Source organism: Photorhabdus antumapuensis (assembly GCF_020387775.1).
Taxonomy (GTDB): domain Bacteria; phylum Pseudomonadota; class Gammaproteobacteria; order Enterobacterales; family Enterobacteriaceae; genus Photorhabdus; species Photorhabdus antumapuensis.
This window is the reverse complement of sequence record NZ_JAHZMK010000028.1, coordinates 49,419-63,409: the sequence shown is the minus strand read 5'-3', so window position 1 is coordinate 63,409 and position 13,991 is coordinate 49,419. Positions and strand designations below refer to the sequence as shown.

Genomic DNA, 13,991 nt, shown 5'->3' with positions numbered 1-13,991 from the left:
TAATAAGGGTGATTATGTTCATGTTAAAGTCCTATTGAATTTTCAGTATGATTAAGTGTGTTTTTGAAATAGGTATATTGCCATTGATATAATGAAGGATGCAACACTTATATTGATGGTAATGAAACATGCTTTTATCCAGTGAGTTAAATTGGGGGGTAAATTTTGAATAAAATCGTAAGACTCTTTTGGCATATATTTACTATTGGGTTTATTTATTCTTATTCTTTTTCCTGTTAATAATCTATAGAAAAATGCGGCAGTATAAAATTGACCGTGAATACCCATAAAATGCCCTATGTATGCTCCTGATGATAAACAAAACCCTTTTTCCATATATAATTCAATAATTTTATCCATTTTTTTTGATTTATTTTGTAAATAGCTGCTGATATAATGAAAAAACCAATAAAAGAAGCGCAAGAAATAACCAAGATGATAAAAGTGATTCTATTCATATTAAAATCCCACTGAATGTTTAGTATCATTAAGCGTATTCTCTAAATAGAAATATTATCATTATTATTAGAGAGAATAGAAGGCATATGTTAATAGTGGTAAAATATACTTTTATCCAATGAGTTAAACTGTGAGGTAAACTTTGAATAAAGTCATAAGATTCTTGGTACATGTATTTACTATCCTTTTCATTGATTCTCATTCTTTTCCCGGTGAGCAGCATATAGAAAAACATTGCAACCTGATACTGACCATGAACACCCCAAAAACGGCCCAGCTTTACGCCTGCTGATAAATAAAGTCCTTTTCCTATATATGATTCAATAATTTCATCCATTTTACTTTGATTTATTTTGTAAATAATTATTGATATAATTAAAAATAAGAAGAAAAAAATAACGGAGATAATGGTTATTAGATCTAATATGCTCATAAAAAATGCTCTATAAATATATCCGCGAAAAATCCCATAGTCTTCTCAAATCCATAGCTACCTATAGCCCCACCAGCTAAACCGCCGCCCGCCATGCAAATTCCAACAGCTAATCCTTCAGTTGCAAACCCAAGGGCAACACATGCTGCTCCTGCTGCTATACTGCCACTATATCCTACGGCTATTCCGCCTCCCGTTCTGCCAACAAATTTACTATATTCTTTGATAGCTACTTTTTCACATTTTCCTGTTTTCCCATAATTACAGGCATCAATAACCTGCCCGGTGGTATCAGTAAAATCTAAGCCGATTGCAACCCAGCCACCATATTTCATCCATTTAACCATTTTTTCACTTTGCATAATTGTTTGACTATATCCCTTTATTACGCCAACCCCGACTTTATCCCATTGATGAGCAATGGCTTTAGTTGATAACTTTAGCGCATGCTTTAGATTAGGATGTTGGTCGATTTTCAAAGAGAGTCGGCCAACTTTATTTAATAATCTCTTTAGGTTACCCATAATCAACTGTCTTTCTACATAAAACTCGGGACTGACATATTTTCGGTTTAGCCCATTTAACCGATATTCTTTTTGATAAAGCTTCTGTAATTTTGACAGATTTTTTTTAATTTGGGAGAAATAAGAGTTACCCAGAGATGAAGAGGTACCAACCAAAGTGCCTCCCTGATCCAGCACATAGTGAAACAGACCAAAATGATGATGCAAAAATGCCGCGGATTCATTAGGCAGAGCTGAAACGGATCGGTTGACTTCATACTGAGATTGTTTTAATAGCTGTATGATATGCGGGGGATTATAGGAATCTGGATCTGCTACCAGCAGAATTTGTCCCGGTTTCAGGAATCGGTAATTTGCATTTAACTCCATAAAATAGCGGGCCGCTTCGCTATTTGAATGGCTGAATAACAGGTTTGCTTGAAAACTTAATCCTCCGGGTTGCTGTACGACACAGAAACCGGGTTGAATGTTTCTTTTCATAAATACTCTATTTGTTCCCGTAGTAGCTGCTAACATGATGGCCCAACGTTAGGCAACATAACTTTTTGATAGCTTCATGGAGATAACTTAATCAGATAATCAGATTATTTTCAACATATAATAAATGGGTTTCTAATCTCTACAGAGTGAGAATTTATAGGGAGTAGGTGATGTATAAATTCAATCTGATGTTGTCGGTTAATATTGATTAATTTACGGTTTTTTCTTTACTAAAGGATAGAAGTAGTGATAAAAATTTTTTATTATCTTTGGCCTGACTACGAGCCTTCAATATTTACATTCATATAAGATAATTAACAATTTGTTACAATTATCTTATGGAAATTACAATTATTTTATTGAAATCAAAGGAAAATAACTCAGAATGAGAACTTGAACATAAGGTAAATTAAGTAGGTATAGTTATGGCAAATATGATTTATGTGACGATAAAAGGTGAATCTCAGGGGCTTATTTCTCAAGGATGTTCGACTTTGGATTCCATTGGTAATCGGTATCAGCATGGACATGAAAATCAAATTATGGTGTTGCAATTCAATCATGGTCTGACTGTTGCTCAGCATGTTAATTATCAGCCGGTAAACTTCATTAAACTATTAGATAAATCTTCCCCATTGTTAATGATAGCGGCAGCTAATCATGAAAGACTGGAGTTGACATTTGATATTTATCGGACTTCTCAAATAGGTTCACAGGAACTTTTTTATTCCATCTTGCTCACCGGGGCAAAAATTTGTGATTTAAATGTTAATTATCCGCATGTTATTAATGATAATAAAGGTCAGCCGGAGGAAGTTATTTCAGTTCAGTATGTTAATATTACTTGTCGGCATCATATGGCGGGAACATCAGGATATTGCATTTGGGATGAGATGGTTTATTGATAAATACAGTTTATACGCTTAGTTTTCATTTAATAGCTAAGCGTGTTTTTAAAAGTAAGTATATTGCTATTGATATAAAGAAGAGTGCCCATACTATATTAATGAATTAAATTGGAAGATAAGCTTTGAATAAAATTGTAATATTATTGGTGCACGTGTCTATTATATTTTCATTTTTTCGGTTAATAGCATGTATATAATTCAATAATTTTATCCATCTTTTTCTGGTTTATTTTGTAAATAACCATTGATATAGATAGAAAAATAAATGTAAGAGATAAATAAAATGATTCTATTCATATTAATATCCCATTGAATATTCAACAATAAGTTTAATAAGCCATTTTCCTCCTTTACTATCCATATAACCACCCGGCCATGCAAATTCCAGCAGCTAATCTTTCAGTTGTTGCGCCAAGAGTAACATATGTTGGCTCAACGTTAGGCAACATAACTTCCTGATAGTTTCGTGCTCCTTATGGCTTAATCAAATGATAAGATTATTTTTAGTTTATAAATGCACACGTTTTTAATTCTACAGCGCTATGCTCTCTTAGAAATCCTAAAGGTTATCGTGCGAATGATGCTGATCTAAATCTCAAAGCTGGAACCTATCATTAGCACTTTTCCATATTCTCTGTAAAATCTCTCCAACGATTTTCCTGCCTGTGCGGTACTTCTTGAACAGGGGGTAAATAAGGTCTGAATTGGATTTAAGGAACGAAATATATCAATTTTGTTACGTTACACCTTAAAGCGTTTGTGATAGATTCAATCCGTTTTTGTTTATTAATGTTGGCCGATTTGTTTTTTCTACTATAGAGAGTAAAGATATGAATGGATTTTTATATTTAGCAATGGCAATTGTTGCTGAGGTTATAGCAACGGCTTCATTAAAAGCCTCTGATGGGTTTAGTAAATTATTCCCTTCTATACTGGTCATTGTTGGATATGGCATCGCTTTCTGGGGGTTATCCCAAGTGGTCAAAGTTGTGCCATTAGGAATTGCTTACGCCATATGGTCTGGATTGGGTATTGTGTTGGTTTCTGTTGCAGCGATATTTTTATATCAGCAGAAACTGGATTGGGCAGCTATTTTAGGTATGGCTCTTATTGTTGCGGGTGTAATGGTCATAAACCTGCTTTCTAACAGCAGTGCACATTAATTAACAATTAATGGTGCTCCTGTTTTCCCTGAGTCGTTTTCTGGAGAAGAGATATGCTAAACGTTAGTAATAAGAAAGGATTCCAGACAGTCTTATTAGGAGTACTTTTTAGTATTGCTGTATTAGCGGGTTGTAGTACTCAGGCAGGGAAAACATCCGTCCAATATCAGGCGATACAATATTCTCAACCGGAAGTTGCTCTTAGAGATAATGCCAGAACAACCTGTTTTTATGTGGGTGGTATGCCTGCATTAGCAATACAATTAAATGGTGCGCAAATACCTGTTTGCCAGTTGGCAAATGGTAAACGTTGTGATGAAAGGGCATTGTTGCAAGGTTCTTGTGCATCAATTTGAGATAGAAATCAAGTAACTAATTGATGATATGAGCAGGAACATGCCGTTGGGTTATTCGGTACCCTTGGCATGATTCTGCGAGTATATTTGATTCATCAGACAATTATTTTTCGCTGTCTGAATGGGTAATTATTTACGGGTAAAAAATTGGCTGATTAGTACTAATACCGCAGCAACCAGATAAGCAGCAAAAATACCGACTAGCCATTGTGGCATCTCTAATGTCAGGAATTGCCACTGTCTTACTGAACAATCACCTGTAGCTTCAAATACAGAAGGAAACCATTGATTTAACGCCAACCATGAAGGGAAGTTTACGAAAAAATCACAGGTATTAAATGGAGAAGGGTGCAACTGCATCATAGTATGTTCCCATGCGAGTTGCAGGCCACTCCAGGCGCTGTAGATCCACAAAATAATAGCCAGCCAGCGTAACGGCGTTTTTGGTGCGATCGCACCCAATACCCCGGCACCTAATATACCAAACAGCGCAACCCGTTCATAAATACACATCACGCAGGGTTGTAATTTCATCACATGTTGAAAATATAATGCCGAGCCTTCTAGTATCAGGGCGGTCAAGGTCATTAACAGCCATGCGCTTCGTCCTTGAGAACAGTGGTTTAAAAATCGCATCATTTCCGTTTTTCCATGCAGATTAAGATAAACAATTGAGCGCCTATTTTGCCGATTTACAGGTAACAAAAAAAGTCAATTAAGGTGAATTTGGCTTTTTTGGGAAAAATAAAACCGTATTGAGCGTAGTCATTGCTCAATACGGCATGGGTTGGTTAAGGCTATAAAACGAATTATTGCCGGTTATGGCAAAGTAATTAAGCCCCAGTGAACCATCATGTCAGTGACTGGAATGAGCAGAAATTCTACACACAGCAAACCGACCAGAGTCATGACAATGGTATAAGGTAATGCCATTATCACCATGCGGCCATAAGATAAACGAATCAGTGGCGATAATGCCGAAGTCAACAGGAACAGAAATGCTGCTTGTCCGTTAGGTGTTGCAACGGAAGGCAGGTTAGTGCCGGTATTAATCGCAATAGCCAGATATTCAAATTGTTTATGTGAAATTAGCCCCTCTTGCATAGCGGCTCTCGCTTCATTGATATAAACCGTACCGACAAACACGTTATCTGATACTGATGAGAGTAAGCCATTGAACAGATAGAACAGCGAAAGTTGAGAAGTTTCAGAAACTTGTAATACGAACTGAATAAATGGCGTAAATAGTTGCTGGTCAACGATGACTGCAACGATAGAAAAGAAAACTGTCAGTAATGCGGTGAATGGTAGTGCCTCTTCAAATGCCTTACCCAGTGCATGTTCTTCGGTAATACCACAGAACGACGTGGTTAGAATGATGACTGAAAGGCCAATCAGACCAACATCCGCCAGATGAAACGCCAGCGCAACAATGAGCCATATCCCTATCAGCGCTTGAGCAATAAGCTGTACTTTTTCTTTACGGGTTCGTCTTGCGCTGGTTTTTTTATCATAATCTTCCAATACCTGTCGGACGCGTTCTGGCAATTCTGCACCATAACCGAACAGTTTAAAGTGTTCGACCAGAAAACAGACTAGCAGCCCGCAGATAAAGACAGGCAGGGTAATTGGAGCCATGCGAATAAAGAAGGTGACAAAATCCCAATTAACGTTTTTGGCGATAATCAGATTTTGTGGTTCTCCTACCATTGTCATCACACCACCGAGTGCAGTACCTAAACCTGCATGCATCATCAGACTGCGCAAAAAAGCACGAAACTGTTCAAGAGTTTGTTTCTTTTTGGCTGTATCAATGTGATTGTCATGCTTAGAGTTAAGTACATTATGCTGATCAGTAATGAAGTTGTTGTAGATAGAATAGAAACCAAGGGAAACACTAATTACTACCGCGATAACTGTCAGGGCATCAAGAAATGCTGACAGGAATGCACTGGCCAGGCAGAATGCCAAGGCAAGCATACGCTTGGATTTTATGGAGAGCAGGAGTTTAGTGAAGGCAAATAATAGTAATTGCTTCATAAAGTAAATTCCTGCGACCATAAATATCAGCAACAGTACAACTTCCAAGTTATTAGCAATTTCATGACCAACTTGTTGAGGTGAAGTCATGCCGATGATGACCGCTTCAATTGCCAACAGGCCACCCGGTTGTAACGGGTAACATTTAAGTGCCATTGCTAAAGTAAAGATAAATTCGATAACAAGCAGCCAGCCTGCGACAAATGGGTTAATAAAGAAGAATATCAGTGGGTTGATGATGAGAAAGATGATGATAGCTAGCTTATACCAATCTGGCGAGTTGCCGAGAAAGTTTTTTACCGCTGTTTTTAGGATACTGGTTTCCATTGCAATTAAAGTTCCTCTAAATTCGTAAAATCGCGTTCTTTAAACAATAGTACGCTTTAATACAGAATATTTTAAGGGAAATGAGACATAATTCAGCATTGGTACGCTTTTTTTCATGACCACCTTTACGCTTTCTAGACTACATAGCTATATTGAAGTTGCGTATTCTGATATAATTTCATCTATTATTAGTTGAAAAAGTCACGTTGGAATAATAAAAATATGGTCATTAAGGCTCAAAGTCCCGCAGGTTTTGCGGAAGAGTATATTATTGAGAGTATATGGAACGGTCGTTTTCCTCCCGGCTCCATTCTTCCGGCAGAACGTGAATTATCTGAGTTAATTGGTGTGACAAGGACTACCCTGCGTGAAGTATTGCAGCGTTTGGCTCGTGATGGATGGTTAACTATTCAGCATGGCAAACCAACAAAAGTGAATAACTTTTGGGAAACATCGGGTCTTAATATTTTAGAGACTCTGGCCCGTCTTGATCACGATCGCGTTCCTGAGTTGATTGATAATCTACTGGCGGTGAGAACGAATATTGCGGCGATATTTATTCGCACCGCTTTTAAGCATAATCCGAGTAACTCATTGGAAGTATTGGCGGAAAAAGAGCATGTGGAAGATAACTCAGAGTCATTTAGTACGCTAGATTATGATATTTTCCGTGGCTTGGCTTTTGCTTCGGGTAATCCAATTTACGGCCTTATTATCAATGGGTTGAAAGGGCTATATACCCGTATAGGGCGTTATTACTTCTCTAATCCTGAGGCGCGTAAATTGGCGCTGAATTTTTATCAGCAACTGGTGATATTATGTCGTGATAAATCCTACGATAATGTCATGGAATGTGTACGTAATTATGGTAAAGAGAGCGGTGTTATTTGGCACAGTATGCAAAGTACGATGCCAAGTGATTTGTCAGAAGTGTGTCGCTGATATCTCGTTAGTGTTTTTACTTAATTCCAGGCGTTATCCGATCTATACCTAATAGATTTCGAGTTGCAGCGAGGCGGCAAGTGAATGAATCCCCAGGAGCATAGATAACTATGTGACTGGGGTGAGTGAAAGCAGCCAACAAAGCAGCAGCTTGAAAGATGAAGGGTATATTAGTTTCAAATCAAAATTATTTTGAGTTGGCCCGGTGCAGAATGCTCTGTACCGGGAGCTTTGTTTTTTCTCATTTAATCTCAAGCCAATTGTTAATTTCTCTATTTTAGAATATTATTCTGAGTTTTGGGTTTTTATTTGAATTTTTATTCCGATTAATTGATGGTTATTGGTATCTGTGGTTGTTTAATTGATTCGTTTTTTTTACCGAAAAACTCAAAATAATGACTTGATATGAAATAATTATCATGCGATTCATATCGTAATTATTATCTTAATTTTATGATTTTGATATTAATTTTTATAATTTGGTTAGATATGAATCACAAATAAGTCTGTTGCATAAATGTAATCTAATTGTGACCTAAATCATAAATGTAGATTATTGACGTCACCGATGATTGTTCTATATTGGTTTTTTATAAACAGCATATTATGCTTGCCTAAAATTTTAAATCATCCGGGGGCCATGATGAAAATCCTTATTTTAGGTAGTGGTGTTATTGGTGTAACCAGTGCCTGGTATTTGGTACAGCAAGGTCATGAAGTCACTGTCATTGATCGCCAGGGAAGTGCTGCTGAGGAAACCAGTGCGGCTAATGCCGGGCAGATCTCGCCGGGATACGCGACCCCGTGGGGAGCGCCGGGTATTCCATTGAAAGCGATTAAGTGGATGTTTCAACGTCATGCTCCGTTGGCTATTCGTCCGGATGGATCGCTGTTTCAGTTACGCTGGATGTGGCAGATGTTGCGTAATTGTGATTCAAGTCACTATGCGATAAATAAGAGTCGGATGGTACGGCTGGCAGAGTACAGTCGTGACTGTATCAAACAGTTGAGGGCAGATACGGGTATTCAATACGAAGGGCGTCAGGGGGGCACGCTTCAGTTATTCCGCACCAATAAGCAGTTTGATAATGCGGTGAATGACATAGCCGTTCTTGAGCAGGAAGGTGTTCCTTACAATTTATTAACGGCAGATAAACTCGCGACGGCAGAACCAGCCTTGGCACATGTCGCTCACAAACTGACCGGGGGATTGCAATTACCGAACGACGAGACGGGGGATTGTCAGCTTTTTACTAAAGAGTTGGCAAAAATGGCAGAAGCGGCAGGTGTAACGTTTTTGTTTAATAAACAGGTCAAACAGTTATTGGTCGAAGGGCATCGGATTACTGGCGTCCAGTGCGAAGATGGCGTTATGACAGCAGACAACTATGTTGTTGCAATGGGCGCTTATTCCACTGAATTGCTGAAAGGTCTTGTCAAAATTCCAGTATATCCACTGAAAGGTTATTCATTAACTATGCCTATTGTCGATGCAGAACGGGCTCCGGTATCTACTGCATTGGATGAAACATACAAAATTGCGATTACCCGGTTTGATAACCGTATTCGCGTGGGTGGAATGGCCGAAGTTGTCGGTTTCAATTTGAATCTGCTTAAAGCTCGTTATGAAACATTGAAAATGGTGGTGCAAGACCTTTATCCCGGTGGGGGCGATATGACTCAGACTCGTTTTTGGACAGGATTACGTCCAATGACGCCAGATGGTACCCCAATTGTTGGCCCGACTGAATATCACAATCTCTACCTAAATACAGGGCATGGGACACTGGGATGGACAATGGCATGTGGCTCCAGTCAGTTACTGGCTGATATTATTTCGGGTAAAAAGCCCGCCATTGCATCTGATGATTTATCAGTATTTCGTTATGTTAATGGTTTTAATACAACATTGAAAACAACATTGGTGCCATTTAGCCATCAATTACACATTGAACTGAGAGGCTAATAGAATATGCCACGTCCGATTTCGGCAACGATCCATCTTGATGCATTGGAAAATAATCTGGCGATTATTCGTAATAAGGTCGGTAAAAGTAAAATCTGGGCTGTTGTTAAAGCAAATGCTTATGGGCATGGTCTGCATTGTATATGGCGGTATCTCGATCAGGCTGATGGATTTGCTTTACTTGATTTTCATGAAGCGATTTTATTGCGGGAGCAGGGGTGGCAGGGGTCAATCTTGCTATTGGAAGGGTTTTTCAAACCCGAAGATTTGCCAATAATTGATGAATATCAGTTGACAACGGTAGTGCACAGCCATTGGCAACTTGAAGCAATAGAAGCGGCCAATTTGAGTAAACCCATCAATATTTATCTCAAACTCAATAGCGGTATGAATCGATTGGGATTTCCCGCGGATCAATATAGAACGGTTTTATCATTAGCAAAAGGTATCCGGCAAATTGGGCAAATAACGTTAATGTCACATTTTGCGAATGCGGATAATAAGGAGATCGGTGTTACTGAACAACTTAAAGTTATTAATTCGGTCAGTCAGGGATTGGATATTTCTCAATGTCTGGCTAATTCAGCCGCTTCTTTGTGGTATCCACAAACTTATAGAGATTGGGTACGTCCCGGTATTGTGCTTTATGGTGCCTCACCGAGTGGAAAATGGAAAGATATTGCCGATATTGGGTTGAAAGCAGTGATGAGTCTACAAAGTGAGATTATTGCTATTCAGAATCTCAAGGCAGGAGACAAAATTGGTTATGGCAGTAAATATACAGCGTCGGGCTCTATGCGAGTCGGTACCGTCGCCTGTGGCTATGCCGATGGTTATCCCCGTCGTGCAATGACGGGAACACCGATTATTGTCGATGGCGTCAGGACCCAAGTATTAGGTACAGTATCAATGGACATGTTGTCGGTGGATTTAACGCCTTGTCCGCAGGCCCAAATTGGCAGTCCTGTTGAATTATGGGGGCAAAATTTGCCGGTGGATGATGTGGCGGAGAGTTCTGGAACAATTGGCTATGAATTATTGTGTGCATTGGCAGATCGGGTTCCGGTATCTATGTGCCGTTAAATACCCGATAGCGTGTTAAATAGTCGTGAGTTTCTGGTATTATTGCAGGAAATAAGTTACCGTTTTCGCTAAATTAATATATCTTTGTTTTCTATAATCTGTTTATTTTCGTCAGAAAAATTGGGTGGGCACTATACCTAATAGATTTCGAGTTGCAGCGCGGCGGCAAGTGAACGAATCCCCGGGAGCATAGATAACGATGTGACTGGGGTGAGTGAAAGCAGCCAACAAAGCAGCAGCTTGAAAGATGAAGGGTATAAACATATTGTGCTCTTTGAGAAACATAGGACATTATTACTTGGAAATGAGGGAAACGATCTTTTACACTTGATATAGCTAATCGCATAATTGTTTTAAAGGAAATAGTTAATCATGATCAACAAAGCTAAAATTTTAGCCACAGTCGTCACTTTTTGTCTTTCTTCATCTTTAGCTTATGCGGGGCAGTGGTCAATTGGCGCCTCTGTTTTGGCTGAGGCATCACCTTATAAAGGGGTAAAGAATAAAGATAAAGTGTTGTTTGTTCCAATGGTTAATTATGAAAGTGACAATTTCTATTTTCATACTTTAGCCGCTGGGTATTATTTGTGGAATGAACCAAAAGATCAGCTATCTTTAGATGTTTATTACTATCCGCAAAATTTCCGCCCAAAAGATAATGAAGATAAGCAGATGAAAAAGCTGGATCGTCGCCATGATACCATGATGGGCGGCTTTAGCTATCGTCATATTGAAGATTGGGGAACGTTGCGTAGCTCTTTTGCTGCGGATACGTTGAGTAAAAGTAAAGGCATAACGATTGACCTGGCTTATTTATATGAATTTAAAAGTGATGATTGGTCATTACAACCAGGATTAGGTGTGGTTTGGAATAGTAAAAAACAAAATCGTTATGAATATGGCATTAAAGATAGTGAATCTCGCCGTAGCGGATTAGAAAAACACACGCCAGATGATAGCTGGACGCCCTATCTGGAATTATCTGCTAATTATAAATTTAACCAGGAATGGTCTGTATTTATGATGGGGCGTGTTGAGCGTTTACCGAGTGAAATTAAAGATAGTCCAATGGTTAATAAGTCATATTCAAGTATTGTTTGGACAGGTGTTACATATAGTTTTTAATTACATATAGTTTTTAATTACTCATGGCGATAATATTGGATAGAGACTGAATTCATGGGATAGTATTCAGTCTTTCTAATGTGAATGAGTGAGATATTTACTGGTAATCTTTCCGGCAACGGATTAAAACCGAAATATGGGCTGGACTATCATCTTTAGAGATTAGTGGCTTATTGATGCGAGCTGTTTCTACACAAACCATATTTTTATAACCTTCATTGTCCATATCTTTCATGCTATTCGATAATTGGGCACCTGGATTCCAGCATACAACATCACTGTGATGGTAATGGTGAATTTCAATAGTCCGTTTCAGCGATTTATCCCTTATCAAATTAAAATCTTCCGGCTTGGTATAAATGCGATCAGTGCGACCATTGAAAATAAGATGCTCTGCCGTGGTGTGTTGCTGTTTGTCAGCAACCGCATCAGTAAAATATTTACCTAAACCGCTAATTGAAACCTGATTAATATCGCCTATATTCAGATAAGTGTGCAGGGCACAAGTTGCTTGATAATCACCATAGGTTTCCAGCTCCACTTCACAGGTTTCACACAGTTTGAAACGGGCAATCAAGGTAAAATCATAAGGCCACAATTTATGGGTATATTCATTGTCTTTCAGCGTGAAAGTTAATATGACGCCATTTTCATGTTCATTATGTGCGCTAAATTCCCAGGGAAGAATTCTGGCAAAGCCGTGACTTGGTGCTCCGGCGGAACCAAACCAAGGCCAGCAAATAGGTATACCACCGCGGATAGCGGTACCTGCTACAAATGCGGTTTTCTTGCTCAGCCATAACCCCGGCTCTTCACCACTGGGTTGCCAGACGATGAGATGCGCCCCTTGCAGGCTGATTGCACCACGAACTTTAGGATGAGAGACGACTATCAGTGGGAACCCATCTATATTTCGTTGACTAATAGCAGGAGAAATCTGTTCTGCAATCGGCAACGTAAAAATTTTATCGTTCATGCGTATAACCTTGTAAAACCAAAGCTGGGATATGGCATGGCTCAAGAATAACGCATGTTGTATACAGATTGAAATAAAGAGCTGCCGGGGAAGGCAGCTCTTTTCAGACAAAGTAATTACTCAGTTATTTGGAAATATGAGCAATCAGATCCAGAACTTTGTTAGAGTAACCGGTTTCGTTGTCATACCAAGAAACCAGTTTCACAAAGTTGTCGTTCAGAGCGATACCAGCTTTGGCGTCAAACACAGAAGTCAGTTTTTCTCCATTGAAATCGTTAGATACGACGTCATCTTCGGTGTAACCCAGAACGCCTTTCAATTCACCTTCCGCCGCGTCTTTGATTGCATCACAGATTTGTTGATAAGTGGCTGATTTTTCCAGACGTACAGTCAGGTCAACAACCGATACGTTAGGAGTAGGAACGCGGAAAGCCATGCCAGTCAGCTTACCATTTAGTTCAGGGATAACTTTACCAACAGCTTTAGCTGCGCCGGTAGATGATGGGATAATATTCTGAGCAGCGCCACGACCACCACGCCAATCTTTCGCAGAAGGACCGTCAACTGTTTTCTGAGTTGCTGTTGTTGCGTGAACAGTGGTCATCAGCCCTTCAACAATGCCGAATTTATCATTGATAACTTTAGCCAGCGGTGCCAGACAGTTAGTGGTACAGGAAGCATTGGAAACGATCTCCTGACCTGCATAAGTTTGGTGATTAACCCCCATAACAAACATAGGCGTGTCATCTTTGGACGGGCCGGTCAGAACAACTTTTTTCGCACCAGCGGCAATGTGCTTACGTGCAGTTTCGTCAGTCAGGAAGATACCTGTTGCTTCTGCAACAACGTCAGCACCTACTTCATTCCATTTCAGGTTAGCTGGATCTCTTTCTGCTGTAACGCGGATAGCTTTGCCGTTAACAACCAAGTGGCCGTCTTTTACTTCAACAGTGCCGTTGAAACGCCCGTGAGTTGAATCGTATTTCAGCATGTAAGCCATGTATTCGGCGTCGAGCAAATCGTTGATTGCAACGATTTCGATGTCTGAACGTTCTTGTGCAGCACGGAAAACAATACGGCCAATACGACCAAAACCGTTGATACCTACTTTGATAGTCATAGTGTTCCACCAGCTATTTTTTAGTGAATTAAAAATTATTACTAAAGTTACCAAAACCTTGCCAGCCGTCAAGCGGAATCGTGTCAATA

The 13,991-nt window shown here is 39.3% G+C and carries 14 protein-coding genes; 7 read left to right on the top strand and 7 right to left on the bottom strand.

Going from position 1 to position 13,991, the window contains the following annotated elements; genetic code table 11:
- Positions 1–51: 51 nt before the first annotated feature.
- From KZ793_RS13070 to KZ793_RS13060, 3 genes are all read right to left on the bottom strand, one after another.
- Complete coding sequence (locus KZ793_RS13070) at positions 52–360, bottom strand: hypothetical protein (protein WP_225815735.1); 309 nt, start codon at positions 358–360, stop codon at positions 52–54.
- Between the two features lie 127 nt (positions 361–487).
- On the bottom strand, positions 488–892 hold the full coding sequence (locus KZ793_RS13065) for a hypothetical protein (RefSeq protein WP_225815734.1): 405 nt from the start codon (positions 890–892) through the stop codon (positions 488–490).
- Positions 889–1,932, bottom strand: a complete 1,044-nt coding sequence (locus KZ793_RS13060) for a hypothetical protein (protein ID WP_225815733.1) — start codon at positions 1,930–1,932, stop codon at positions 889–891. The genes KZ793_RS13065 and KZ793_RS13060 overlap by 4 nt, the downstream gene beginning before the upstream one ends.
- A 389-nt stretch (positions 1,933–2,321) precedes the next feature.
- Between KZ793_RS13060 and KZ793_RS13055 the strand changes: the two genes are divergently transcribed.
- From KZ793_RS13055 to KZ793_RS13045, 3 genes are all read left to right on the top strand, one after another.
- Positions 2,322–2,801 carry an Hcp family type VI secretion system effector gene (locus KZ793_RS13055; protein WP_225815732.1) on the top strand — a complete coding sequence of 160 codons (480 nt, stop codon included), beginning with the start codon at positions 2,322–2,324 and terminating at the stop codon, positions 2,799–2,801.
- A gap of 833 nt (positions 2,802–3,634) precedes the next feature.
- The gene (locus KZ793_RS13050) at positions 3,635–3,967 is read left to right on the top strand and encodes a DMT family transporter (RefSeq protein WP_225815731.1); all 333 of its coding nucleotides are present in this window, start codon (positions 3,635–3,637) and stop codon (positions 3,965–3,967) included.
- A gap of 53 nt (positions 3,968–4,020) precedes the next feature.
- Positions 4,021–4,323, top strand: a complete 303-nt coding sequence (locus KZ793_RS13045; protein ID WP_225815730.1) for a putative hemolysin — start codon at positions 4,021–4,023, stop codon at positions 4,321–4,323.
- 129 nt (positions 4,324–4,452) lie between these two features.
- Here the strand turns inward: KZ793_RS13045 and dsbB are convergent, their stop codons facing one another.
- Both dsbB and nhaB read right to left on the bottom strand, forming a co-directional pair.
- On the bottom strand, positions 4,453–4,962 hold the full coding sequence (gene dsbB, locus KZ793_RS13040) for a disulfide bond formation protein DsbB (RefSeq protein ID WP_225815729.1): 510 nt from the start codon (positions 4,960–4,962) through the stop codon (positions 4,453–4,455).
- Between the two features lie 180 nt (positions 4,963–5,142).
- Positions 5,143–6,690 (bottom strand): sodium/proton antiporter NhaB, encoded by a 1,548-nt coding sequence (nhaB, locus tag KZ793_RS13035; protein ID WP_225815728.1) that lies wholly within the window; start codon positions 6,688–6,690, stop codon positions 5,143–5,145.
- 222 nt (positions 6,691–6,912) lie between these two features.
- On the opposite strand from nhaB, the gene fadR reads away from it, so the two are divergent.
- From fadR to KZ793_RS13015, 4 genes are all read left to right on the top strand, one after another.
- A complete protein-coding gene (gene fadR / locus KZ793_RS13030) occupies positions 6,913–7,632 on the top strand; it encodes a fatty acid metabolism transcriptional regulator FadR (RefSeq protein ID WP_225815727.1) in 720 nt (239 codons plus the stop codon).
- Between the two features lie 643 nt (positions 7,633–8,275).
- Positions 8,276–9,598, top strand: coding sequence for a D-amino acid dehydrogenase (locus tag KZ793_RS13025; RefSeq protein ID WP_225815726.1), 1,323 nt, complete (start codon positions 8,276–8,278; stop codon positions 9,596–9,598).
- A gap of 6 nt (positions 9,599–9,604) precedes the next feature.
- Positions 9,605–10,681 (top strand): catabolic alanine racemase DadX, encoded by a 1,077-nt coding sequence (gene dadX / locus KZ793_RS13020; RefSeq protein WP_225815725.1) that lies wholly within the window; start codon positions 9,605–9,607, stop codon positions 10,679–10,681.
- A gap of 372 nt (positions 10,682–11,053) precedes the next feature.
- Positions 11,054–11,806, top strand: a complete 753-nt coding sequence (locus KZ793_RS13015; RefSeq protein ID WP_225815724.1) for a MipA/OmpV family protein — start codon at positions 11,054–11,056, stop codon at positions 11,804–11,806.
- 97 nt (positions 11,807–11,903) lie between these two features.
- Here the strand turns inward: KZ793_RS13015 and KZ793_RS13010 are convergent, their stop codons facing one another.
- Together KZ793_RS13010 and gapA are read right to left on the bottom strand one after the other, a co-directional pair.
- The gene (locus KZ793_RS13010) at positions 11,904–12,782 is read right to left on the bottom strand and encodes a D-hexose-6-phosphate mutarotase (protein WP_225815723.1); all 879 of its coding nucleotides are present in this window, start codon (positions 12,780–12,782) and stop codon (positions 11,904–11,906) included.
- Between the two features lie 124 nt (positions 12,783–12,906).
- Positions 12,907–13,902 (bottom strand): glyceraldehyde-3-phosphate dehydrogenase, encoded by a 996-nt coding sequence (gapA, locus tag KZ793_RS13005; protein ID WP_225815722.1) that lies wholly within the window; start codon positions 13,900–13,902, stop codon positions 12,907–12,909.
- Between the last annotated feature and the right edge of the window lie 89 nt (positions 13,903–13,991).